Genomic DNA, 24,771 nt, shown 5'->3' with positions numbered 1-24,771 from the left:
CGCCAGCCCTGTTCCATCCCCTCGATCTCCCTCGGGAGTAAAGGCTATCAGGCGGCGGCGCGCATCTCCAGCCGGCCCCAGATCTCGACCAGCGCAGCAGTCAGATCGCGCATCATGCCCTCGTCATGCGCCGGGCCGGGGGTGAAGCGGAGCCGTTCGGTCCCGCGCGGGACAGTCGGATAATTGATCGGCTGGACGTAGACGCCGTACTCGGCGAGCAGGATGTCGCTGATCCGCTTGGCGCGGACGGGATCGCCGACCATCAGCGGGACGATATGCGTCGTCGTCGCCATCACCGGCAGGCCAGCATCCTCGAACATCGCCTTCAGCCGCGCCGCCGCCGCCTGCTGGCCGTCGCGCTCGATGCTGGAGGCCTTGAGGTGGCGCACGCTCGCCAGCACGCCCGCCACCAGCACCGGCGACAGGCTGGTGGTAAAGATGAAGCCCGGCGCATAGCTGCGGATCACGTCGACGATCGTCTGATCCGCGGCGATATAACCGCCCATCACGCCGAACGCCTTGCCCAGCGTCCCTTCGATGATCGTCAGGCGATGCGCCGCCTCATCGCGCTCCGAAATCCCGCCGCCGCGCGCGCCATACATGCCGACAGCATGCACCTCGTCCAGATACGTCAGCGCATTGTACTTGTCGGCAAGGTCGCAGATCGCGTGGATCGGCGCCACGTCGCCATCCATCGAATAGACGCTCTCGAACGCGATCAGCTTCGGCACCGACGCGTCCTCGGCCGCCAGCAGCGACTCGAGATGCGCGAGGTCGTTGTGCCGGAACACCCGCTTCTCGCAGCCCGAATTGCGGATGCCCGCGATCATCGAGGCATGGTTGAGCTCGTCGGAAAATACGACGCAGCCGGGCAGCACCTTGGCGAGCGTCGACAGCGTCGCTTCGTTCGAGACGTACCCGCTGGTGAACAGCAGCGCCGCTTCCTTGCCGTGCAGGTCGGCGAGTTCGGCCTCGAGATCGACGTGGTAATGCGTGTTGCCGCCGATGTTGCGCGTGCCGCCGGAGCCAGCGCCCACATCGTGGAGCGCCTCCTCCATCGCCGCGATCACCTTCGGGTGCTGGCCCATCGCCAGATAGTCGTTCGAGCACCAGACGGTGATCGGCTTCGGCCCGTTATGCCCGGCAAAGCATCGCGCATTGGGAAACGCGCCCTTGTTGCGCAGGATGTCGATGAAGACGCGGTAGCGCCCCTCGGCATGCAGCCGGTCGATGGCCTGGGCGAAGACGCGGCCATAATCGACCGCGGGGGGCTGGTTACGCACCTCGATCATGGCGGCCCGATACCTTGTTCGGGCGCCGCTTTCCAGCGCGAACCGCTCGCAGCACGAGGCGAGTGGTGACGACGGCGCGCCCGGATTTTCGCGTCTTATCCTCGATCATGATGGCGGGGCGATGACTGTGATAGACAATCTCCATCGCCGGCAAATCGACTCATCCGAGCATGCCGGCGGCTGAGAGACCCACCGCGCTCCCGCTTGGACGAGGAGAACCGTGATGGAACCGCAGGACCGCAGCTATTTCCTGACCCGCGCCGAACAGGAGCGCGCGATCGCCGCACGCTGCACCGACGTCGCCGCGCGAAAGGCACACGCCGAAATGGCAAACCGCTACGTGGCGCAGGCAGAGAAGGCGGCTGACCTCATCATCAAGCCCCGCGCCGCCTGACACGAAAAGGGCCGCACCTCTCGACGAGGCGCGGCCCTTTCTCAAACGCGGTAAGGCGGCGATCAGCCGTCGTAGTCGCCGCCGGCATTCTGGTTGCGCGGCGGGGCGGCGGCGGTCAGGCGCAGCGCCTCCGCCGAGGCCGACAGCGAACCGATCTCGTCCGGCGCTTCCTCGTCGTCGATCTGCACGCGCTGGAGGCTGGAAACCAACGCTTCCTGCATCGCGTCGGGGCGGACCCGCTCTTCGGCAATCTCGCGCAGCGCGACGACCGGGTTCTTGTCGCGATCGCGATCGAGCAGCAGTTCTGCACCGCCCGAAATCTGGCGGGCGCGCTGGGCCGCGAGCAGCACCAGGTCGAACCGGTTGGGGATCTTGTCGACGCAATCCTCGACGGTGACGCGCGCCATGAACGCTTCCTTCGCTTGATACCGATGGGTTCGGGAAAGCGAGCCAGCTAAAGCGGGCGCCCGCCAAAGTCAAGATTTTGCGCATCCGCGTTGCTTGTCGCCCCGCCACGGACCATCTGGGACGGCATGGCCGCGCCTATCGAACAGCCGACATTCGAGGTCGCGGGCAACGCCATCCGCCTGCTCGACACCGGCCCGCGGCGGATGCAGGCGCTGCTCGACCTGATCGCTGGCGCGCGCGATAGCCTGCGCGTCCTCTATTACATCTACGAGGATGACGACGCCGGGCGCGCGGTCGGCGCCGCGCTGATCGCCGCCGCCGCGCGCGGCGTCCGCGTCACGCTGATCGTCGACGGCCTCGGCAGCGAACCCGCCGCCCGCGCGCACTTCTTCGCGCCGCTGGAGGCCGCAGGGATCGAAGTGTGCCGCTTCATCCCCCGCTTCGGCCGCAAATACCTGCTGCGCAATCACCAGAAGCTGGCGCTGGCCGACGACACCCGCGTCATCATCGGCGGCTTCAACATCAAGGCCGATTATTTCGGCGTACCGGGTGAAGATGGAGAGGCATGGCGCGATCTCGGCCTCCATCTCGACGGCCCCGCCGCCGGTCGCCTCGCGCCTTATTTCGATGCGCTCGCCCGCTGGAGCCGCCAGGAAAAGGCGCCCGTCCGCGCGCTCGCCCGCGTCCTGCGCCGCCACAGCGAGCATGAGGGGGAGGTCCGCTGGCTGCTCGGCGGCCCGACCCGCCGCCTGTCACCCTTCGCCCGTGCGCTCCGGCGCGAGATGCACGCCGCGGCCAAGGCGGGCGAGCCTATCGACCTGATCGCCGCCTATTTCGCCCCCGGCCCGTCAATGCTGCGCCGGCTGAAGCGCGCGGCGCGGCGCGGGATCGTCAACGTCGTGCTGCCCGCCGTCACCGACAACTATATGGCGATCTGGGCGTCGCACTTCACCTATGCCGGCCTCCTGCGCCGGGGCGTGCGCATCTGGGAATATCAGCCGACCAAGCTTCATACCAAGCTCGTCGCGATCGGCGGCGCGGTGCATATCGGCTCGGCCAATTTCGATATCCGCAGCCTGTTCCTCAATCTGGAACTGATGCTCCGGATCGAGGATCCCGCCTTCACCGCGCATGTCCGCGCCTATGTCGATGGCGAGATCGCCGCCTCGAAGCGGATCACGCGTGAGGATCACCGCGCCGCGATGACCCCCTGGACGCGCCTGAAACAGGCCGCCGCCTATGCGGTGATGGCGGTCCTCGACCCTCAGATCAGCCGCCGGCTGATCGCCTGGGGCGAGAACCCCCGCCCGCCTCAGCGTTCCGACAGATAGTAGCGATCGACCGCGTTCAGGTCGTTGTCCAGCTGGTACACGATCGGCTGGCCGGTGGGGATTTCGAGGCTGGCGATATCCTCGTCCGAAATGCCCGACAGATGCTTGACCAGCGCGCGCAGCGAATTGCCGTGCGCCGACACCAGCACGCGCTGGCCGGCGCGCAATTCGGGGGCGATCCGCGCCTCCCAATAGGGAAGGACGCGCGCAATCGTGTCCTTCAGGCTCTCGGTCGCGGGGATCGGGATGCCGGCATAGCGGCGGTCGCTCGAAAGGTCGAACGTCGACCCCGCCTCGGGCAGCGGCGGCGGGATGTCGAAGCTGCGGCGCCAGATCTTGACCTGCTCGTCGCCGTGCAGCGCCGCCGTCTCCGCCTTGTCCAGGCCGGTAAGCCCCCCGTAATGCCGCTCGTTCAGCCGCCAGTCCTTTTCGACCGGCAGCCACAGCCGCCCCATCGCCTCCAGTGCGAGGTTCAGCGTCTTGATCGCCCGCGTCTGGAAGCTGGTGAAGCACTGGTCGAAATCGAGGCCCGCCGCCGCCAGCGCTTCGCCCGCCGCCCATGCCTCGCGCGTCCCCTGCTCGGTCAGGTCCACGTCCCACCAGCCGGTGAAGCGATTTTCGAGGTTCCAGGCCGACTGGCCGTGGCGGATGAGGACGAGTGTCGGCATAGCTGCTCCCCGTGAATGATCGGCCCCGTCCATACCGATTGGCGCGCGGCTGGCAAAGCGAAGGGACGGCGATGACGATCGAGCGGCGCACGCATGTGTACGACGGCCCCGGCGGACCGTTCGAAGGCGTCCTCGCCTTCGATGCCGAGGCCACCGCCCCGCGCCCCGGCGTCCTCATCATCCCCAACGTCCTTGGCCAGAAGGAGGCGGACAATCTCGTCGCCGAACGGCTCGCCGGACTCGGCTATGTGGGGTTCGCTGCCGACGTGTTCGGGCAGGGCAAGCGGACGACGCGCGAATCGCCCGATCCGGCAGTTCATATGAACGCGCTCAACGCCGACCGCACATTGCTGCGCGATCGCCTCCACGCCAGCCTCGCGGCGCTGAAGGCGCAACCCGAGGTCGATGCTGACCGTACCGCCGCGATCGGCTATTGCTTCGGCGGCAAGTGCGTCCTCGATCTCGCGAGATCGGACGCGGATGTCCGCGCCGTCGTCGCGTTCCACGGCCTGTTCGATCGCCCCGACTATCCGACCGTCACGCCGATCCGCCCGCGCGTCCTGGTTTGCCACGGCTGGGCCGACCCGCTCGCCCCGCCCGACAGCGTCACCGCACTCGCCGCCGAGCTGACAGCGGGCGGCGCAAAGTGGCAGCTTCACGCCTATGGCCACGCCGGCCACGGCTTCACCGACACTTCGATGCAGGGCTCGACCCGTCCCGGCTTCGGCTACGACGCCGATGCCGACGCTTCCAGCTGGGCGGCGATGACCCGACTGCTCGCCGAAACCCTCGCATGAGCGAGCGCAGCGTCCGCAGCGCCTTCCTCGCGCAAGCCAGGTTCTGCGACACGATGGACGCGCCGCTCACCGGCCGCGTCGCGGCGGGACTGGCCGAGGCGCTCGACGACACCACCGAAACCGGCCGCCGGGTGCTGGCATGGCCGGGCAACCCGATCGAGGATGCGCTGCCGCTTCGCCTCGTCGGCGGCCTGCGCGCGCTGGCATTGCGCGGCCAGGCCCCCGACCTAGCCGCGCTTTTCGAGGGGCAAGGCGATCCCGTACCAATGCTCAAAGCCGTGCTAGGCGACCACGACGCCGCGCTGCTCCCCTGGCTCGACGGCCCGCCCCAGACCAACGAGGCCGGCCGCTCGGCCGCGCTGATGCTCGGCCTGATGCTCGCTGCGCGCACTTGCGGCCTTCCGATCGACGTGATCGAGATCGGGTCGAGCGCCGGCCTCAACCTGCTGATCGGGCGCTACGCCTACAACCTCGGCGGCACATCCATCGGTCCGCCGTCGCCGGTCACGCTTCGCCCCGAGTGGCGCGGCCCACCGCCTGACCCCGTCGCGGTCACGGTCGCCTCGACCCGCGGCGTCGATATCGCCCCGCTCGACCTCACCGACCCGGCCGACGCCGACCGTCTGCGCGCCTATGTCTGGGCCGATCATCCCGACCGCTATGCGCGCCTCGACGCCGCCATCGCGATGTTCGCCGCCGACCCGCCGCTGCTCGAACGGGGCGACGCCGCCGACTGGGTCGAGGCGCGCCTCGCCGAACCCCAGCCCGCCGGCCACACCCGCGTCCTGATGCACTCCGTCGTCTGGCAATATCTCGGCCCCGAGCGCCAGCGGCGGATCGTCGCCGCGCTCGACGCGGCCGGCGAACGCGCGACGGCCGACCGCCCACTCGCCTGGGTGCGGCTGGAATCCGACCGCGACCTCGCCCGGCATCAGGTCCATGCGACGCTCTGGCCCGGCGGCGAGACGCAGCACCTGGCCATGAGCCACCCGCACGGCCGCTGGATCGAACCCGTCAGCCGCTGATCGCCTCGAGCGTCCGTTGCTTGGTTTCGGGAAAGAAGCGCCAGACGACGAACGACTGGAGCAGCATCGCCGTAGCAAAGCCGTAGAATGGGAGCGCCGGCCCCGCGACGGTGAGCATCGGGAAGACGAACGCGATGACCGCATTGGCGATCCAGTGCGTCGCGCTGCCGATCGCCTGACCCCGCGCGCGCACGTCGGTGGGGAAGATCTCGCTCAAATAGACCCATATCACCGCGCCCTGCGACATGGCGAACGCGACGATGAAGAAGACGAGCAGCGGCAACAGCCACCCCGCCCCCAGCACGCCGGCATAGGTGAGCGCGACGCCCAGCAGCGCCGCCGCGCACCCGAACCCGCCGCCGATCAGCAGCGGGCGGCGCCCCACCTTGTCGATGATCGCGATGCCCGCCAGCGTCGCGATCAGGTTGGCGGCGCCCACCGCCACCGCCTGCGTATCTGCCGACAGCCCCTCGAACCCGCCCGCGGCGAAGATGTCGTTGAGATAATAGAGGATCGCGTTGATGCCGGAGAGCTGGTTGAACAGCCCCACCGCCACCGCCAGCAGGATCGGTCCGCGATGCCGCCGCCAGTCGAGCCGGCCGGTTCCTTCGTTAGACTCCGGAGTGGTCAGGTCCACGCCCAGCCGTTCCGCCGCCTCTGCCGCCTCTACCCGCCGCCCGCGGGCGTTCAGCCAGCGCGGGCTCTGCGGCACGCCGGCCAGCAGGATCAGGAACAACGCGGCGGGCAACGCTGCCGCCGCCAGCTTCACGCGCCACGCCAGATCGCCCGGAAACACCGCACCGATGATCCCGTTGACGAGATAGGCGGCAAGGATGCCGACGACGATGTTGAGCTGGAACGTCCCCACCAGCCGGCCGCGCCGTTCGGGCGGGCTGATCTCGGCGATGTAGACGGGCGCGAGGACTGAGGAGGCGCCGATCGCGAACCCGCCGATGAAGCGGAACGCCGCGAACGCCCACAGCCCGGTCGCCAGCGCACAGCCGATCGCCGAGACGAGATAGAACAGCCCCACCCCGCGCAGCACCGTCCGGCTGCCATAACGGTCGCCCGGCGCGCCGCTGAGCAATGCGCCCGCCAGCGTTCCCCAGAGCGCGGACGACACCGCGATCCCCATCGACACCGCATCGGGGGCGAAGCCGCCGCGCAGCGCCTCGGTCACGCCCGCGACGACCGCCGTGTCGAACCCGAACAGCAGGCCGCCCAGCGCCATCGCGCCGATCGCACGCCCCTGGACGCTCATGCCGCGCGCCTACCCTGGCGGGCGAGGAAGTCGGCGTGCGGTTCGGCAGTGCGCGCCGCCCGGTCGATCGCCTCGCGCATCCGCGCAAATGCCGTCAGCAATTCCTCTTCCCCCAATTGGTCGGCGAGCGGGCTCGTGCGCTCGGGCAACAGGCCGAAGCCGGCATACATACTCAGCCAGCTCGGGTCCTGGAACGTGTCCCATTCGCGCCGGACGAAGACGCCGCCCGCGCGCCACGCCTCGACCCGCTCGGCAAGCGATTCGGGCAGGTCGAGAGCGCGCATCGCGTCCCAGAAGGGTTCGCCCGTTCGCCGGTTCGCCCAGTAATGCAGGAGGATGAAGTCGCGGATCCGCTCGAACTCGAGCACCGACTGCCGGTTGTATGTCGCCGCCAGCCGCGGGTCGCCGCCACGGTCGGGGAACAGCGCGACGAACCGCTCGAGCGCCGACTGGATGAGCACGATGCTCGTCGATTCGAGCGGCTCGAGAAACCCGGCCGACAGCCCGACGCCGACGACGTTGCCCGCCCAGAACTCGGCCCGGTGGCCGGTGACGAAGCGCAGGCGATTGGGCTCGGCGATCGGCTCGCCCTCCAGCGTCGCGCGCAGCCGCCCCTCGGCCGCCTCGTCGGACAGGTGCGCGCTCGAATAGACGATGCCGTTGCCCACCCGGTGCTGCAGCGGAATGTGCCAGCGCCAGCCCGCATCGTGCGCGGTCGCGGTCGTGAAGGGCCGGTGGACGCCAGCACTGCGGCACGGAATGGCGATCGCCCGGTCGCAGGGCAGCCAGTGCCGCCAGTCGACATAGGGGACGCCCATCGCCTCGCCGAGCAGCAGGCTGCGGAACCCCGAACAGTCGATCCAGAGGTCGCCCTCGATCGTGCGCCCATCGGCCAGCTGCACCGACCGCACCCCCGCCTCGCCCCGTGTCACGTCGACGATGCGCCCGTCGACATGCGCGACGCCGTTCGCCAGCGACAGCCGCCGCAGCAGGTGCGCGAACTTGGTCGCATCGAAATGCAGCGCGAAGTTGAAGACGCCAAGGTCGCTGCCCGGCTGGCTCGACGGCGGCAGGAACAGCCCCCGCTCGGCCAGCTGCGTCGCCAGGCAATAGTCGCCGAGCGGCAGGTCGTGCCCCGCTGCCTTCAGCTTCAGCCAATAATGGTGGAACGCCACGCCGTTCGCCGGCACGCCGTACAGGCCGAAGGGGTGGAAGAAGCCATGCCCCTCCCCGCCCCATCCGGCGAACCGGATGCCGTATTTGATCGTCCCCTCGGTCGCGGCGAGCACGTCGGGTTCGCCGAGCTCGACCGCGGCGAGGAAGTCGCGGATCGCCGGCACCGTCGCCTCGCCGACGCCCACGGTGCCGATCTCGACGCTGTCGACGACGGTGATCGCGATCGGCAGATGCGACAGCCGGCGGGCCAGATACGCGGCCGACATCCAGCCGGCGGTGCCGCCGCCGACGATGACAACACTTCGCACGGGGTCCGCGGCTGCCTGCATTACCCCTGATGCTCCCAAAAAAATGGTCCGTCATGGCCCTTCTAGAACGACGACGGACCGAGGGGGAGGGCTTTAGAAGCGCGCGCGCACGCCCGCGATGAACCGCCGCTCGTACAGGTTTTCCCAGAGCACCTGGTCCTCGAACGTCAGGTAATAGCGCTCGGTTTCCGCGGTCAGGTTCGACGCCTGACCATAGATGGTGATCTGCGGCGTGATATCGTACGCGATCGAAGCGTCGAGATAATTGGTCGGCTTCTGATACTGGGCAAGGCCGGTGATGCCCGCATAGTCCGACGACACCAGCCGCTCCGAACGGTAGTTGTACGCCACGCGCGCCGACAGGCCATATTTCTCGTACCAGAGCGCTACGTTCGCCTGATGCTTCGAATTGTCCTGAAACGGCTGCTTGTTGCCGGCCAGGTCGGTGCGGCCCGTATCGCCCAGCGACAGCGTGTAGTTGGCGTCCACGCCGAACCCGCCGAAGAAACCGTCGACGCCGTAATCGGCCAGCGACTGACGCGCCGACACTTCGAGGCCCTTCAGCGTCCCGCCCGCGCCCTGCACGATCGTGTTCACCGGCACCGTCCGGCGGATCACGCCGTCATTGTCGGGAATGTCGTTCCGGTTGATCGTCGCATTCTCGATGAAGCTTTCGACCGACAGGTAATAGGCGCCGACCGCGATCAGGCTCGACCGGCCGGTATAATATTCGAGGCTCGCCTCGACATTGTCCGACCGCCACGGATCGAGCTGCGGATTGCCGCGCGAATTGGCGCCCGTCGCGGCAAAGATCGGTGCGCCACCGCCCGGATTGGTCTGGATCGCATAGTTGATGTTTAGACCGCCGCCCCACTGGAGGAAGTCGAGCAGCGTCATCGTCTTCGAATAGGCACCGCGCAGGCGAAGCTTGTCGGTGATGTCGAACGCGACGTTGAAGGCGGGGAGGAAGTCGGTGAAGTTGCGCTCCACCGTCACGTCGCCGCCGTCGACGCCCGAGACGCCGTAAGGCTGCGGCGCGCCGACCACGTTCTGGCGCACCTGGAAACGGGTGTTGACGATCCGCACGCCGCCATTGGCGCGGACGGGCATCCCGAACAATTCACCCTCGCCATCGACCTGGAGATAGCCCGAGATCTGCTGAAGGTTGATGCCGAACGAGTCCGCCGGGTTCACGTTGTTGATGCTGCCCGGATAGAATTTGTTCTGGAACGACTCGCTATCGTCCATCGCCTTGGGATCGAGCACGTAGATGCTTGGTGCGCCAGAGGCGGGCAGGCCATATTGCTTGAGCAGGCCAGCAAAGATCGGGTCGTTGCCTTGCCGCGTCAGGCCTGCGGTATAGGGAACGCCGGCGGCGTCGCGCACCTGACAGTTCTGATCGTTCAGGTTGACGTCGAACGCCTTCCACTTGACCAGACACCCCGCCGCCGGATTGGCCGGGTTGTCGGTGTTGCCAGCATAGAAGGGCGACACGCGCTCGAAGGTGAACTGCTCGACCGACCGCTCGCCATAACGCGCGCCGAACTTCAGCGTCACCGCGTCGTTCGCCTTCCACTCGGCATCGCCGCGAACGGCCCAGAGGTCGCCGTCCTGATAGACGTTGTTCTCCGAAGAGATCGTCTTCAGGCCATATCGGCTGACGTCCTGGACCTGGTTCAGGAACGCATCGGAGAAGCCGAACACCGGCGCGCCCGACGAATAGTCGACCGTCGCCTTCTGGCTGTAGACGCGGTAGCCGGTCGGGTTGAACCGGCGGTCGCCGCCGACCGAGGCGGGATAATTGCCGACGCCCTCATAGGCCCACTGATAGCCATCGGTCAGGCTGAACTGGGCATAGCTCTGATCGCTCTTGCGGCTTGCCTTGCCATAGACGCCGCGCAGCGTCGCCTTGAAGTTGGTGTCGTTGTCCCAGTCGAGCTGCAGGTTGTAGTTCTGCGATTCCGACTTGATGCGGAACGTCTCGGCATAGCTGTCGAAGTTCGCGAGGTCGTAGCTGTAGGTCTGGACGGTGTTGAGGTTGTAGCCCCCGACCACCGCGCCGGTATCACGCGAGTTGGTGGGCAGGTACGGTGCCGACTGCCAGTCGACCATCTGGAACTGGAAGCCCGCGGTCCGGTCGTACTGCGTCTGGCGCGTGTAGAAGCCGTCGGCGGTCAGCTTCAGCGCGTCGGAGAGCTCGATCTGGAGCGAGGCGTTGGCACCGAAGCGTTCGCGGCTGGTGATGCGGTTCCAGGCGGTATGCGACTGGGGCGTGATGAACGTATCGTTGGCGTCGCCGTCGCCGTTGACGTCGTAGCCGACGATCGCGCCCGCGGCATTGCGCACCGGGGTGCCGCGGCTGGCGGTCAGCGGCGCACAGCGCGTGCCGCCGATCGCGGGCACCACACTGGTCGCCGCGGACGGGACGATGCATGAGGTCGCCGCGTTGGTGTCGTTGTTGGGCGAGGTGTCGTAGAGGATGTTGCCCGCGGCATCGCGGCGATAATTGCCCGTCGCGAAGTCGCCCTGGTTGGTCGCGCTGCCGCCCTCGTTGCGCAGCGCCACGCCGTAATCCTGGATGCCGCGATAGCTGTTGGACAGCGTAAGGTCGCTGTACGCCGCCGACACGAGCAGGCCGACCCGGCCGCTATTATACGCGATCAGGCCATTGAACGACGGGTTCCACTTCTTGACCTTGTCGCCATACTGCGCCTCTGCCGCGCCCGCGATCGTCAGGCCCTGCTTCAGGTCGAAGGGACGGCGCGTCAGCAGGTCGACGGTGCCCGACAGGCCCGCCTGCTGGAGCGAGGCGGTCGGCGACTTGAACACCGTCGCGCCCGAGAAGAGCTGCGAGGGGATGTCGTTGAAGTTCGGCTGGACCGTGGTCACCGAATTGGCGCCCAGGAACTGCTCGCCGTTCATCAGCGTGTTGACCTGCGGCAGGCCGCGGATGTTGATCGCGCCGCCTTCACCCGCCTCACGCCGGATCTGGACGCCGGAGATGCGCTGAAGCGAGTCGGAGATGGTGACGTCGGGCAGCTTGCCGATGTCCTGCGCGCTGATCGCCTCGACCACGCTCGATGCGTTGCGCTTCACGTCGATCGCGCGCGCCTGGGCGGCGCGGATGCCGGTGACGATGATATCGTCCTCGGCGCCCACCCGATCGGCCTGCGGCTCGGCAGCGGCGGCCGGATCGCCGGCGGGCGGCGTTTCCTGTGCGAACGCCGGCGTCGCCAGCATGGCAAATCCCGACGTTGCGAGCAGCAACGTCTGGCGAACAGTCATCCCCTTCATCACCTTCTCCCGGATTTCGGCGACTGACGCGCCTTTAATAAAATCGATTTGTTTATCTTACGCCGGGCGCGCGGGTGTCAAGCGCCAACCCGCACTGCAAGCGCGAGAACGCTCAAATAAAACGCATTATTTTTGGATTAAGTTAGACTCAAAGACCGCGCTTGGCGAGGATCGGCGACAGCACGCGCTCCATCGCGGCATAGCCCTCGGGCGTCGGATGCACTCCGTCATAGGCGAGTGCCTTTGGGATACCGCCGCGCCCGTCGGTCAGGGCGGGGCCGTAATCGACATGGATCGCGCGCGTCTCGCGGGCGTAGCCGGCGATCCAGCGATTGATCTCGGCGATCGGCCCGATCGTTTCCAGCCCCGGCCGCCACGGAAAGGACGAAGCGGGCGGCACGCTCGCCAGGATCACCCCGATCCTGTTGGCGCGCGCCAGCGCCGCCATCGCGGCAAGATTGTCGAAGCTTTGCTGGCGCGTCATCGGCCCGGTATTGCCCGCGATATCGTTGGTCCCGGCCATGATGTGCACCGCGCGGGGGCGAAGTGCGATCACGTCGGCCATCATCCGCACCAGCATCTGCGGTGTCGTCTGCCCGCTGATCCCGCGCCCGACGCGCCCCTCGCGAAAGAAGTCGGGTCGCTTTTCGCGCCACCCCTGCGTGATCGAATCGCCCATGAAGACGATGCCCGTCTTTGCGCCCCGCGCCTTGAGCGCCGCATTCTCCTCCGCATAGCGGCCGAGCCATGCCCAATCCTCGCGCAGGCGGCGGTCGGCGGCATCGTCGGCGCGTGCGACGGCGGGGATCAGCGGCAGCAGCGCCCCCGCGGCAAAGAGCTGGCGTCGATTCATCACAGGGCCTCCGTCAACCGGCAGATGGGCTCGCGAAGGCGCGCGCCGGTGGTGACGCCCCCGTTTCCGAACACGATATGCCGCTGCGCGCCCACCTCAAAGCGCGGCCATGCCGGCAGAGCGCCGCCATTGGGATCGCCGGTCCGGGCGAAGTTCGCCCAATAGTCGAGGAGCGACAGCCCGCCCGCCTTCGCCGTCCCCCAGAAATAGCCGACGTCGACCGCATGCGCCGTCCGTCCGCCATCCCCCGACACGTCGAAGTCGTAGCGCCAGACCGGCGCGCCCTTCGCCACCATCGCGCTCGCCATCCGCCCGGCGGGGCAACGGAACGTGGCGTCGGTCGAAATCTGCTGGTCTATCGTTCCCATCCGCGGATCGGCCGCCGGATCAGGCTCGCCCAGCCCATAGAACGCCCGCGCCGCTTCCTCGTTGGCGCCGAAGCTCAGCGCCACGAACGCATCGCGCGCCGGTCGCCCGCCGGGCAGGTCGAGCTCGAAGCGGTTGGAGCCAATAATCGCGGGCCGCGCAGGCGCCTCGGCCAGCAGCCGCACCGGGTCGGCGGGGATCACCGCGCCATCGATCGTCGTGCGCAGCCACATGTAATCGTCGGCGGTCAGCCGGGCGTCATGCAGCTTCAGGTCCGCCGCCAGCAGCGCGTTAGCCGACGCCGAGCGCAGCGCCGCGATCGACCCATCGGTGCCGAGCGCGGCATCGACCTGATCGCCGAGCCGCAATGCCTCGCCCAGCGGGCGCGGGGGCAGCCCGAAATTGGGCGTTCCCGACTGCATCACCGCCTGTGCGAACAGCCCGCGCGCGGCGGGGCTGGCGACGAGCAGGCCGACGTCCTGCGCACCCGCACTCTCGCCCGCAATCGTCACGCGCGTGGGATCGCCACCGAAGCGGGCGATGTTCGCCTGTACCCAGCGCAGCGCGGCGATCTGGTCCATCAGCCCGTAATTGCCCGCATGGCCGCCCTCGACCGCGCCGCGATGCGCGAGGAAGCCGAAGATGCCGAGCCGGTATTGCATCGACACGACGACGATATCCTTGCCGACCATCGGCGTGCCGCCCATCCCCGCGCCTGAGCCCGCGCGATTGCTGCCGCCATGGATCCACACGAACACCGGCCGCTTGCCGGTGAGTGCCGGCGTCGCGACCTCGAGGGTCAGGCAATCCTCGCTCGCGAACACGTGATGCGCGCGATTCCAGCCATAGTTGTTCTGAAGGCAGGCGGGCGCAGGCCGCGTCGCATCCGCCACCCCGCGCCACGCCTCGACGGGTGCGGGCGCACGCCACCGCCGGTCGGCGAGCGGCGGCGCGGCATAGCGGATGCCGCGAAAGACGAGGCGATCGGCCTCGGCGCTCCCCGCGACCCGCCCTCCCGTCACCGCGACGACGGGCGGATCGGCGGCCGCGACCATGAGCGGCGCGAGCAAGAGGGCGAGCAGCCGCCTCACCGGATCGCCACCCCCGCCTCGGCCACGTTCCACCCGCGCAGCGACAGGCGCGGGGCCGCCGTCACGCTCGCGGGATAGCGGACGGTGATCGTCCGGCTCTCGCCCGGCAGCAGCGCGACGTAATTGTCGCTGTAATAGGCCGGCAGAATGCGCACGCCCTTGTCGTCGGTGAGCGTCAACTTGGCATTGAGCGCCGGCACTGTGCCGCGATTGGTCAGCGTCACCGCGATCGCGCGATCCTCGCCCTCGGTCGTTGGCGCCGCACCCACCGCCTCGACCGTCGCCGCGCCCATCGTGTTCAGCGCCTGGTACGCAGCCTCGTTCGCGCCGCGCCAATAGAAGTTGTCGGCGACGATCTTGCCGCCGGCATCCACCAGCTCAAGCTTCACCAGCACCATCGGATTGGCCGTGAACAGTTGGCCAAGCGGCACCGCCTTGAGCGGCGTCGCGCGATTGGCGAGCGCGTCGAGCTTGTCTTCTCGCGTGAACAGCTCGCGATTGTCGAGCCCGACGACGCGCGTGCGCACCGACAGCCCCCGCGCGTCAGCCTGCGTCGTGTTGAGGACGACCAGTTCGTTGCCCGGCAGGTTGAGCTGGACGTGGAGCGGCTGCGTCGCCTTCTTCGCCCCGTAGTACGCTGCGTGCGTGTCGTAATCCCATGAATAGATCTGCCACGCGTTCGACGGCCAGGCGGGATGCGTCATCCACAGGAGCCGCCCGCTATTCTTGGTCCAGAGATGGCCCAGGAACCCCTCGTACATCGCCTTGTGCGTTTCGAGGTTCATCATCTGCGCCTTGCGCTCGAAATCCTCGAAGCTGGTCGCCGGGCCGAACATGGTACCGAGCGCCTGCATGAACGTCTTGGTGTCGCCGTTCCCGCCGAAGTGCCAGTCGTGATAGGCGAGCACGTCCGACAGCGGCCAGCGGTCCGCCTGCGGCACATAGCTGCGCACCGACTCCAGCGTCGACAGCGACGGCGTTCCCGTCTCGACCGAGAAGCCGGTCGCGAGGTCGGTGAAATAGCCCACGGGCGGCCTGTAATTATACGGTCCCGACCCCTGGAGGTTCACGACGTTCGAGCTGCCCGTGAACCAGCGCGTGCCGTCCAGGTCGAAGACGGCGTCGTCCAGCCCTTCGTTCAACGCAGGATACGGCACGCCCTCGTTCCGCCCGAACCACAGGATAATCGAGGGGTGGTTGCGATAACGCGCGATCGTGTCGCGGGCGTTCTTCAGGAACAGCTCGGGGTCCTGCGGCTCGACCTGAAAGTTCTGCGTCGACTGCCAGAAGTCGTTGAGCACCATCATGCCGTGCTCGTCGGCCAGGTCGTAGAACTCCTCTTCGCTGTTGCTGCCCATCCAGTTGCGGATGACGTTCATGTTCGCCTCCTTCTGGAGGCGGAAAAAGGGTTTCAGCCAGTCATAGCTGACGCGCTTCATCGCGTCGTCCATACCCCAGTTGCCGCCGCGCGCGGCGATGCGCACGCCGTTGACGCGGATCGTCAGGTGCGGCTCGGGCAGGTCGTCGCCGATCGCGGTAACGGCGGGCGAGGTCTCGCCCGCGGCGGTCAGCGATTCGGCCCAGCCGGTCACGCTCTGCTTGATGGCGGTATGCGTCACGTCGATCAGCTTCGTGCGCTTCAGGCCGCCATCGGTGGTCTGCACATTGACGCGGCGGAGCTTGCCCGCCCGGTCGAACAGCGAGAGGTCGTAGCTCACCTCGCGAATGCCGAAGCGGTCCTGATGTGTGTCGGACACCGCGCCATCGACCACCGCCTCGAACGCGATGTCGTAGAGCGCGGGGTCGCCATAGCCATTCGGCCACCACAGCCGCGGGTTGCGCACGCGAAGCTGCGCGAACTCGGTCGGGGTGAAGCGGACCACGCCGTCGCCGGGGGCGATCGTCGCGGTCTTCTCAACCGACACGCCCTCGAACCTTGCGCGCACGGTCACCGCCTTGGCCGCGTTCGATCCGTTGCGGACGGGGACGTTCAGATACACGTCGGCGCTGTCGGTGCGCGGCAGCGGCAGGTCGGTGACGATCTGCGGGTCAAGGATGCGCACGTCGCCATGCGCGACCAGCTCGACCGGGCGCCAGATGCCGGTGTTGCGGTCGCGGATACCGGGGATCCAGTCCCACCCCTCGGTCGCGACGAAGGTCGGGCCGTCGATCGCGAGCTGGCCGCCATTCTCGCCCACGCCCGCCGCGATCGACTGTTCGTGCGGAATGCCCGGATGCGGCGGCGGCGAGACGCGGACGGCGATGACATTCTCGCCCGCCACTGGTATAAAGTTGAACTGCCCGCGAATGAACGCGCCCCGGGTATCGCCCAGCCGCTGCCCGTTCACCCACATCTCCGCCGCATAATTGATGCCGCCGAAGACGAGCGTCGTGCGCTTGCCCGCCGCTTCCGCCGGCACGGTGAATGACGTGCGATACCAGTAATCCTGCCGCGCCAGGCTCTCGGGGATCTTGAGGTTGTTGAGCCCGTAATAGGGGTCGGGATAGACGCCGCGATCGACCAGCGTCTGGAGCACCGTACCCGGCACCGTCGCCGCCACCCAGCCCTTGGCCGAGCCGCCCGGCCGCGACAGTGCCGCGCCGTCCGCCTTCACCTCGGGCGCGGCGGCGAGCTGCCAGCCGTTGATCTGCCACCGCCCGGCGCCCGTCGGCTGGAGCGCAGGCCGGTTCGGCACCGGCTTGGCGACCGGCGGGCTATAGGCGACCTTCGACTGCGGCAGCGTCCACGGGTCCTGCTGGCGCCAATAGCCGGTGTTCGCCTGCTTCTGCCATTCCCAGCCTACGCCCACGTGCCAGACCTGTACCAAGTCGAATTGCGGGCGCGCGGCGACCAGCGCCGCCACGCCCTGCGCAGGCATCGCCCCCGGCGTCACCTTCGCCTCGATCAGCGTGCCGCCGAAGTGGCGGGCACCCGGCGGCGCGATGGCGATCTTCGGAGCCACCACCGCGGCCTTTGCCGAGCCGCCGCCCGCGCGCTTGCCGTCGATATAGAGCGTGACGGTCGATCCATCCGACACCGCCGCGACGTGCGTCCAGCGCCCCGCCGCGATCGCGGTTCGCGCCGACACGCGGGCGTCGCCGTCGCGCAGGCTCAGCCGCCCGTCGTCGAGCGACAGGCACCGGCACACGCCCTTCGGATCGCCAAGCGCCACCAGCACCGCTTCGCCCGGCTGACGCGCCTCGGGCTTCACCCACGCCGAGATGGTATAGGGCGCACCCGCGGCTACCAGCGCCTCGGCGCGCTCCAGCGGCCGGTCGATGCCGATCCCGCCCTCAAGGAATGCGGCGTTGTACGGCCCGACATTGGTCGGCCCCGCCACCTGTTGCGCGGTCGCGGCGAGCGGCAAAAGCGGCGCCCCGGCAAGCAGAAGCTTCGAGAACATGCCCATCGGCCAGCAGCCTCCCTTTATTCGATCGTTTTTATGATTGTTCTGGTTGTGCGAAATGCGTCGCCAGCGATCAAGCGGTTTCGAGCATCGCCGCCGTCATCGCGATCGGCCCCAGCGGCCCCGCCCCGTCGCCCAGCCCGGGCGGGGTCACCAACGGCTCGCCCGGCAGCTCGACATAGCCCGCGATGATCGCGCGAAGCCGCGCCTCGACGCGCGGCAACAGGAACGGCTGGCCGCCCGCGACCCCGCCACCGATCAGGATGCGTGCCGCGCCCGTCGCCAGCACCACCGCCTGGCAAAGCTGCGCCACCGTCTCGACCACCCCGTCCCATACTTCGTGGTCCGCACTGACGCTCGCCACCGGCACGTCGCCCAGCCGCGCGGCGATCGCGGTGCCGGAGGCCAGGCCCTCGACGCAATCGCCGTGGAACGGGCAGCTTCCCGGCCAGTCGTCCCCCGCAAGGCGAGCGACATGCATATGCCCGATCTCGCAATGCCCAATCCCGCGCGTCGGTCGGCCATGCACGATCAGCCCCACGCCGACACCCGTGCCGAGGGTCACATAGGCAAAGTCGCTCAGCCCGGCCGCCGCACCCCACCGCGCTTCCGCCAGCGCCGCGCCGTTGACGTCGGTGTCGAACGCGGTCGGAACGCCGTAGCGATCGCGAAGCCGGGCGCCGACATCGGTCTGCTGCCAGCCGGGCTTGCTCGTCGAGGTGATATGGCCCCAGTCGCTCGCTGCCGGATCGAGCCGTACCGGCCCGAACGAGGCGATGCCGAGCGCGCCGAGCGCCGCCGCCCCGGCCCAGCCGTCCAGCGTCCGCTCGATCGCGCCCAGCGTCGCGTCGGGGGTCGTCGTCGGCACCGTCGCCTGATCGAGTATCGTGCCGTCGGCCGTCGCCAGCGTGCAGACGCATTTCGTCCCGCCAAGCTCGACCCCCGCGATCCGCGTGGCACCATTTGCCATGATCGAGGTCGCCGCATCCAGCGACGCGACCGATCCCGCCATCTCACCTCTCCCTCGCCGCGCAGCTTCGCGCCACGCATTCGCCGCAAGTCATAGCCGAGCGTGGGAAAGGCTCAATCGAAAAGTGAAAATTGATTTCCTAATTGGTTAGGCCGCGACCAGCGACGCCCGCCGCGCCGCGCCGGCATCGGCGGGAAGCAACAGGTCTTCGAACGGCAGCAGCGCCGCGCCGACCGCCGCGGCATCCTCGGCCTGCGCCGCTGCCTGTACCGGCGCCAGCACCGGCGCGTTGCGGCCGTGGATGCGAAGGAGCGCATTGGTCCGTTGCGCCAGCTGATCAACGATCGCCACCGGCAGCCGCCCGCCGATCAGCACCGTCTCGGGATCGATCAGGCAATTGACCGCGATCAGCGGCTGGACAAGCGCGCGCGCCGATTGCTCGACCCAGGCCTGTACCTCGCGCGCGACCGCCGGGTTTGCCTGGTCGGGCGACCGCACGCTCGCCCCCGCCAGCCCCGCCGCCTCGAACCGGCGGGCGAGCCCGGCGAGCGAAACGAGGTTCTGGAGCGGCACCTGCCGCCCCGTGCCGTCATCGACCATCAGGAAGCCGATCTCGCCCGACCGCCCGTTCGCCCCGCGATCGTAAAGCGAATTGACGACCAGCCCGCCGCCCAGCGCATAGGTGACGAGGAGGTAGAAGAAGCTGCCGTAACGCTGCCCCAGGCCGAACTGCATCTCGCCGATCGCGGCGGCGGCGGCGTCGTTCTCGACCCAGACGCGCAAGGGATGCGGTTCGGCGAACAGCGCCGCCACGTCGGTCTCGGCCCATTCGCCATAGCCCGCGGGGCGCCCCGGCAACTCGACCTCGCCGATCTGGTCGGGCAGCGCGACGCCGACGCCCGCCACCTGATCGCGCCCGATCCCCGCCACCGCCAGCAACCGGTCGACTTCCTCGCGATAGAAGGCGCGCACGTCCGCGGGCATCGGGAACGCCATGTCGCGGCTGATCCGCGCGCGCACCGCGCCGCCGAAATCGACCGCGACCAGGGTCAAATGGTCGCGATCGACATTGACCCCGATCGAACACGCCCCCGCCGGATTGATCGTCAGCCGCATCGCCGGCTGGCCGCGCGCACCGCGCCGTTGGCCAGCGCGGGCGAGCAGGCCGTCGTCGAGCAAGCGGTTGGTGATGTTGGTGACCGTCGCGTGCGTCAGTCCGGTGACCGCGGCGATATCGGCACGGGTGACGGTGCCGTTGACGCGGATGGCATGCAGGACGACGCGCTGGTTGTGCTGACCGGCATGTTCGATATTGGCCCCCGCCAGCAACGCCGACCGCTCACGTCCGTCCATTCGTCATCCTTTGCCCGCTGACCCGAACCATGCGCTTTCCGCGATAACAATCAACCGCTCAACGCGCGGCGACCCGTCCCGCCGCAAAGGCAAAGGCGCAAAGAGCGACATAGCAGGCCGCCGGCACCAGCATCGCTGCGGCATAGCCTGCGACATCCGCCAGCGATCCTACCGCCAGCGGCAGGATCGCGCCGCCGACGATCGCGGTGCACATCAGGCCCGCGGTCGCCTCGCTGCTGGCGCTCGAACGCTCGAGCGTCAGCGTGAAGATGACCGGGAACATGATCGAGTTAAACAGCCCGATCGCCAGCGCGACAAAGCCCGCGCTCACGCCGCCGACGCCCGCGACATAGAGGCACATCGCCGCCGCGATCGCGGTGGCGGCGGCGAGCAGCTTGGTTGCCGACACGCGCGCCAGCAGCACCGATCCGATCGCGCGTCCGACCATCGCCCCGCCCCAGTAGAAAGCGACCGCCTTGGCCGCTTCTTGAAGCGAGACGCCCGGCACCCCGTCCGATCCCATCGCAAAGCCGAGCAGCGGCACGCCGAACGCCGCATCCGACCGACCCCAGACGCTGTCGTCGTTGAGGAACAGCGCCATCTGCGTCCCGATCGACACCTCGGCCCCGACATAGAGGAAGATCGCCGCCGCGCCGAACAGCGCCCATTTCGAACGCAGCGCCGCGCCGATGCCGCCGGTCCCGCTCGCCGCGGGGGCGGCGGCGGCGATCACCCGCTTGCCGAAGAAGAAGAACAGTGCCAGCACTGCGATCATGCCGCACAGCCACAGATAGGCGGTATCGATGCCCGCCAGCGCCTGTGCCCGCGCCGCCGGATCGACCGCGGCGCCCGGCTTCACTTCGATCCCGTTCAGGAACAGGTGCGCGCCGACGATCGGACCGATGAACGTGCCGAACGAATTGAACGTCTGGCTCAGCGTCAGGCGGAAATGGCTGCGCTTCGGATCGCCGAGCGCGGCGGCCAGCGGATTGGCCGCCACCTGCAACACGGTGATCCCCGCCGCCAGCGTGAACAGCCCGGCGAGCACCAGCGCATAGACCGCAAGGTTGGCCGCGACGAGCATCGTTAGGCAGCCGGCGATCATCGCCGCCAGCGCGATCAGGATCGAGCGGATCGACCCCACCCGCGACACCAAAGCCGCCGCCGGAAACGAGACGAAGAAATAAGCCGCGAAAAAGGCCGACGCGACGAGCTGCGCTTGAAGGTTCGAGAGCGTGAACACCCCCTTTACCGCGCCCACCAACGGGTCGATCAGCGAGGTGATGAGCCCCCAGGCGAAGAACAACGTCGTGATGACCGCAAAGGCGACCCGCGTCGCCGCCCCTGCGGGCGCGCTGCCGCCATGCACCGTCCCCGACGAAGTCGCGACCATCGGACATCCCCCATAATCAAATCATTTTGTACTGATCGACTAGCCAGCGGAGCCGATCCTGGCAAGCCGCTGTCTTGTCGCCCGCCGGTGCCGCGGATAGCCTCACGCTCAATGGAATTGAAGCGAGCGATCGAAGGGGCGGCGCGCGCCGCGGCGGCGGCGGCGGACGAGACCTGGCACTTGTCGCGCCGTCCGCTGGCGCGCGGGACGACCGCGTTCATCGGCCAGACGCTGCGCGACGCGGGCAGCGTGGGCGAGGCCGCCCGCCGGATCGGCCATGCCTATAACGTCGTCCATGCCGGCCATTACAATCGCGTCGACCTGCGCCCCGATCGCTTCAGCTATATCGTGGACGACCGCGAGTTTCCTTATGGCGACGACGTAACGCCAGCGGCGGCGTTCGAGGCGATGACGCTGGTCCTGGTCCTCGTGCACACGATGCTGTCGCTGGTCGCGGGCGGCGATCTTCGCCCCTCGCTGCGTGCCGTCCACGCACGCTCGCCCGGCTGCGACGATGGCGAGGTCGCCCGCTTCTGGGTCGCGCCGATCCGCCACAACGCCCCCGTCTGGCGGCTCGACTACCGGATCGAGACCGCCGACCTGCCCGTTGCCCCCCGGTTCGAGGGGTTCGGCCAGGCGGAGGTCTTTGCCGAAGCGATCGCGCTGGCCGATGCCGTCCCTACCGGCCGCGACATCGCCGCCCGCGTCCGCGCCGCACTCGACGCGGGCGCCGAGGATCAGGCCGCGGTCGCCCGCCGCCTCGGCCTCAGCCCGGCGACGCTGCGCCGCCGGCTCGACCAGGCGGGGACGAGCTTTCGCGACATTCGCGCCGACGCGCTCAACGACGCGGCGCAGCGGATGTTGGCGGCGGCGCATCCTTCCGCCGACATCGCGCAGGCGCTGGGCTTTGCCGACGGGCGCAGTTTCGCGCGCGCGTTCAAGGCCTGGAACGGCGTCTCGCCGGGCCAGTATCGCGCAGCACCGCCCCAAGCCTTGAGCGGAAATGTCCCTTCAGTTTGACCGGCTCTGTCCTCGACGCTGAACGCGGGCGGGCGCTAGCTCTTCCGCATCCGGCCGAGACCGGACAGGGGAGAGGCAATGACGACAACGGGTTTCGCGCGCCGGCACATCGCCGGCCTCGCGCTCATGAGCGCGGCGATCGCATTTTCGGCACCGGCCATGGCGCAGGAGACGTCCGCCACCGAGACCGCGGCCGAGGAAACCGCGCCGGGCGAGATCGTCGTCACCGCGCGCCGCCGCGCCGAATCGCTACAGGACGTGCCGATCGCGATTTCCGCCTATGATTCGACCGCGCTGTCGAACCTTCAGGCCGATACGCTTTCGGGCATCCAGTATGCGACGCCCAACCTCTATCTCGATCAGGGCGATGCCGGGAATGCGGTGATCTACATCCGCGGCGTCGGACAGAACGACTCGCTCGCCTTCGCCGACCCCGGCGTCGGCGTCTATGTCGACGACGTGTTCATCGCACGCAGCCAGGCCGCGTTCCTCGACGTGTTCGACGTCGAACGGATCGAGGTGCTGCGCGGGCCGCAGGGGACGCTCTACGGCCGCAACACAATCGGCGGCGCGATCAAGTTCGTCTCGACCCGCCCGACCAAGGATTATTCTGCCTATTTCGAGGGCGGGATCGGCAACTACGATTCGGTGCTGGCCAAGGGGCGGATCAGCGGCCCGCTGTCCGACACCGTCCGCGGCAAGATCGCCTATTCGTGGCAGCGGCGGACGGGCTATGCATATAACACGACCAAGGGCGCGGACGACGGCGACGTGCGCACGATCAGCGGCCGCGCGTCGCTATTGTTCGAGCCGAGCTCCGATTTCGAGGTGCTGCTGACCGGCGACGTGAAGTTCGACCGCCCCGACACCTCGCGCAGCCCGGTGCGCGCGACGCAGATCACGGGCTTTGCCAACGGCCGCCTCGTCACCCTGCCCGCGGCGACCGATCCGTACCGCGTCGACACCAACGCCAACGGGCTCAACGACCAGACCGGCTGGGGCACCTCGCTCACCGCCCGCTGGAACGCGACCGAGGCGCTGACGATCGAGGCGATCAGCGCCTATCGCCGGTTCGACTTCGACCTCAATCTGGACACCGACGGCTCGCCGCTCTCGATCCTCGACATCTATCTGAAGCAGCGGCAGAACCAGTTCAGCCAGGAAGTGCGCGCGACCTATGCCGTGCCTGATCGCTTCGCGGTCACGGCGGGACTCTATTATTTCCACGATCGCGACGTAACGCTGTCGGGCTATGACGACGGCGCAGCGACGCTGTTTGGGTTCCCCGTTACCGCCTTCAACTTCCCGACGTCGAGTCTTGCCGACACGCGCCAGACGACCGACAGCTATGCCGCCTTCGCCGATGCGACGGTCGAGCTGACGCCGCAATTGAGCCTCGGCGCGGGCCTTCGCTACACGCACGAAAAGCGGTCCTCGTCGCGCGCGTTCGAGTTCTTCTTCGATCCCGCCGTCAGCGTCATCGGCGGCAACCCGCCGCCGTTCTTGGCTGGCGCTGGGATCGCGGGCTTGCCGATTGCGGGGAGCGCCGATTTCGACGCGCTTACCCCGCGCGCCTCGATCTCGTACCAGCCGGACCGCGATCTTCTGCTCTATGCCTCCGCCTCGCGCGGGTTCAAGAGCGGCGGGTTCGACGGGCGCGCGAACAGCGACTTCGGCTTCCGCCCGTTCCGCCCAGAATATGTCTGGGCGTATGAGGGCGGCATCAAGAAGAGCTGGGCGGGCGGTCGCCTGACCACCAACCTCGCCGCCTTCTACAACGACTATACCGACCAGCAGGTGACGTCTTTCGGCGCCGATCCGGTGACCGGCGTCTTCGCCAGCCTGTTCACCAACGCCGCCGCCGCGCGATCCTTCGGCCTCGAGTTCGAGCTGGCCGCGCGGCTCGCCGACGGGCTCGACCTCACCGGCTCGGTCGGCCTGCTCGACGCCAAGTATCGTCGCTTCGACCAGCTCGTCGGCGGTGTCGTTACCGACGTTAGCGACCGCCGCGTCGTCAACGCCCCCGACTTCAACGCCAGCGTGGGGCTCACCTATACCCGCCCGCTGGGCGGCGGCGACGTGTCGGGGGTGTTCCACATCGACGGCGCCTATCGCTCGACCGTCGCGACCGAGATCACCGACAGCCCGCTGCTGCGCCAGCCGGGCTACGAAAAGATCAACGCCTTCATCGGCGTCGTCGGCCCGGAAAAGCGATGGGAACTGCGCGCCGGGGTGGAGAATCTGACCGACCAGGCACTGCGGGTGCAGGGCTTCAACCTCAGCGAATTTCCGGGCGTCCAGCTCGGCTTCTTTGCAGCACCGCGCACCTACGACCTGCGCCTGATCCTGCGGTACTGACCATGG

At 68.4% G+C, this 24,771-nt stretch carries 18 protein-coding genes; 6 read left to right on the top strand and 12 right to left on the bottom strand.

Translation table 11 applies throughout. The features are described from left to right. Positions 1-47: 47 nt before the first annotated feature. A complete protein-coding gene (gene hemA, locus FHR19_RS06545; protein ID WP_184026128.1) occupies positions 48-1,292 on the bottom strand; it encodes a 5-aminolevulinate synthase in 1,245 nt (414 codons plus the stop codon). Between the two features lie 223 nt (positions 1,293-1,515). On the opposite strand from hemA, the gene FHR19_RS06540 reads away from it, so the two are divergent. Then, positions 1,516-1,686: a hypothetical protein gene (locus FHR19_RS06540; RefSeq protein ID WP_184026126.1), complete on the top strand. Its 171-nt coding sequence runs from the start codon at positions 1,516-1,518 to the stop codon at positions 1,684-1,686. Positions 1,687-1,748: 62 nt separating this feature from the next. Here the strand turns inward: FHR19_RS06540 and rpoZ are convergent, their stop codons facing one another. Next, entirely contained in the window at positions 1,749-2,093 is a 345-nt protein-coding gene (gene rpoZ / locus FHR19_RS06535) for a DNA-directed RNA polymerase subunit omega (RefSeq protein WP_184026124.1), read from the bottom strand. A gap of 126 nt (positions 2,094-2,219) precedes the next feature. Between rpoZ and FHR19_RS06530 the strand changes: the two genes are divergently transcribed. Continuing rightward, positions 2,220-3,425 (top strand): phospholipase D-like domain-containing protein, encoded by a 1,206-nt coding sequence (locus FHR19_RS06530; protein ID WP_184026122.1) that lies wholly within the window; start codon positions 2,220-2,222, stop codon positions 3,423-3,425. Here FHR19_RS06530 and gpmA read toward each other — a convergent pair. After that, positions 3,407-4,093, bottom strand: a complete 687-nt coding sequence (gene gpmA / locus FHR19_RS06525; RefSeq protein WP_184026120.1) for a 2,3-diphosphoglycerate-dependent phosphoglycerate mutase — start codon at positions 4,091-4,093, stop codon at positions 3,407-3,409. The two genes, FHR19_RS06530 and gpmA, sit on opposite strands and share 19 nt — an antisense overlap. 71 nt (positions 4,094-4,164) lie before the next feature. On the opposite strand from gpmA, the gene FHR19_RS06520 reads away from it, so the two are divergent. Then, positions 4,165-4,890 carry a dienelactone hydrolase family protein gene (locus tag FHR19_RS06520; protein WP_184026118.1) on the top strand — a complete coding sequence of 242 codons (726 nt, stop codon included), beginning with the start codon at positions 4,165-4,167 and terminating at the stop codon, positions 4,888-4,890. Next, complete coding sequence (locus FHR19_RS06515) at positions 4,887-5,915, top strand: DUF2332 domain-containing protein (protein ID WP_184026114.1); 1,029 nt, start codon at positions 4,887-4,889, stop codon at positions 5,913-5,915. Before FHR19_RS06520 ends, FHR19_RS06515 begins: the two co-directional genes overlap by 4 nt. On the opposite strand, the gene FHR19_RS06510 is transcribed toward FHR19_RS06515, so the two are convergent. From FHR19_RS06510 to FHR19_RS06470, 9 genes are all read right to left on the bottom strand, one after another. Continuing rightward, positions 5,905-7,176: a sugar porter family MFS transporter gene (locus FHR19_RS06510; protein ID WP_184026112.1), complete on the bottom strand. Its 1,272-nt coding sequence runs from the start codon at positions 7,174-7,176 to the stop codon at positions 5,905-5,907. The genes FHR19_RS06515 and FHR19_RS06510 overlap by 11 nt on opposite strands. Next, on the bottom strand, positions 7,173-8,681 hold the full coding sequence (locus tag FHR19_RS06505) for a tryptophan halogenase family protein (protein WP_184026110.1): 1,509 nt from the start codon (positions 8,679-8,681) through the stop codon (positions 7,173-7,175). Before FHR19_RS06505 ends, FHR19_RS06510 begins: the two co-directional genes overlap by 4 nt. Before the next feature lie 72 nt (positions 8,682-8,753). Continuing rightward, positions 8,754-11,954: a TonB-dependent receptor gene (locus FHR19_RS06500; protein ID WP_184026108.1), complete on the bottom strand. Its 3,201-nt coding sequence runs from the start codon at positions 11,952-11,954 to the stop codon at positions 8,754-8,756. Between the two features lie 148 nt (positions 11,955-12,102). Continuing rightward, on the bottom strand, positions 12,103-12,807 hold the full coding sequence (locus tag FHR19_RS06495; RefSeq protein ID WP_221228433.1) for a GDSL-type esterase/lipase family protein: 705 nt from the start codon (positions 12,805-12,807) through the stop codon (positions 12,103-12,105). Next, positions 12,807-14,264 carry a carboxylesterase family protein gene (locus FHR19_RS06490; protein ID WP_184026103.1) on the bottom strand — a complete coding sequence of 486 codons (1,458 nt, stop codon included), beginning with the start codon at positions 14,262-14,264 and terminating at the stop codon, positions 12,807-12,809. Before FHR19_RS06490 ends, FHR19_RS06495 begins: the two co-directional genes overlap by 1 nt. Further along, a complete protein-coding gene (locus FHR19_RS06485) occupies positions 14,261-17,674 on the bottom strand; it encodes a glycosyl hydrolase 2 galactose-binding domain-containing protein (protein ID WP_221228432.1) in 3,414 nt (1,137 codons plus the stop codon). Before FHR19_RS06485 ends, FHR19_RS06490 begins: the two co-directional genes overlap by 4 nt. Before the next feature lie 70 nt (positions 17,675-17,744). Continuing rightward, positions 17,745-18,683 carry an ROK family protein gene (locus FHR19_RS06480; RefSeq protein ID WP_246359376.1) on the bottom strand — a complete coding sequence of 313 codons (939 nt, stop codon included), beginning with the start codon at positions 18,681-18,683 and terminating at the stop codon, positions 17,745-17,747. 105 nt (positions 18,684-18,788) lie between these two features. Continuing rightward, positions 18,789-19,994, bottom strand: a complete 1,206-nt coding sequence (locus tag FHR19_RS06475) for an ROK family transcriptional regulator (protein ID WP_184026101.1) — start codon at positions 19,992-19,994, stop codon at positions 18,789-18,791. Between the two features lie 58 nt (positions 19,995-20,052). After that, entirely contained in the window at positions 20,053-21,387 is a 1,335-nt protein-coding gene (locus FHR19_RS06470) for an MFS transporter (RefSeq protein ID WP_184026099.1), read from the bottom strand. A 111-nt stretch (positions 21,388-21,498) separates the two neighbouring features. Between FHR19_RS06470 and FHR19_RS06465 the strand changes: the two genes are divergently transcribed. Next, on the top strand, positions 21,499-22,407 hold the full coding sequence (locus tag FHR19_RS06465; RefSeq protein WP_184026097.1) for a helix-turn-helix domain-containing protein: 909 nt from the start codon (positions 21,499-21,501) through the stop codon (positions 22,405-22,407). A 78-nt stretch (positions 22,408-22,485) separates the two neighbouring features. Next, the gene (locus FHR19_RS06460; protein WP_184026095.1) at positions 22,486-24,765 is read left to right on the top strand and encodes a TonB-dependent receptor; all 2,280 of its coding nucleotides are present in this window, start codon (positions 22,486-22,488) and stop codon (positions 24,763-24,765) included. Positions 24,766-24,771: the final 6 nt, after the last annotated feature.

The organism is Sphingomonas yantingensis (assembly GCF_014199325.1).
GTDB lineage: Bacteria > Pseudomonadota > Alphaproteobacteria > Sphingomonadales > Sphingomonadaceae > Sphingomonas > Sphingomonas yantingensis.
The sequence above is the reverse complement of the archived record's forward strand: the minus strand, read 5'-3'. Positions and strand labels throughout refer to the sequence as shown.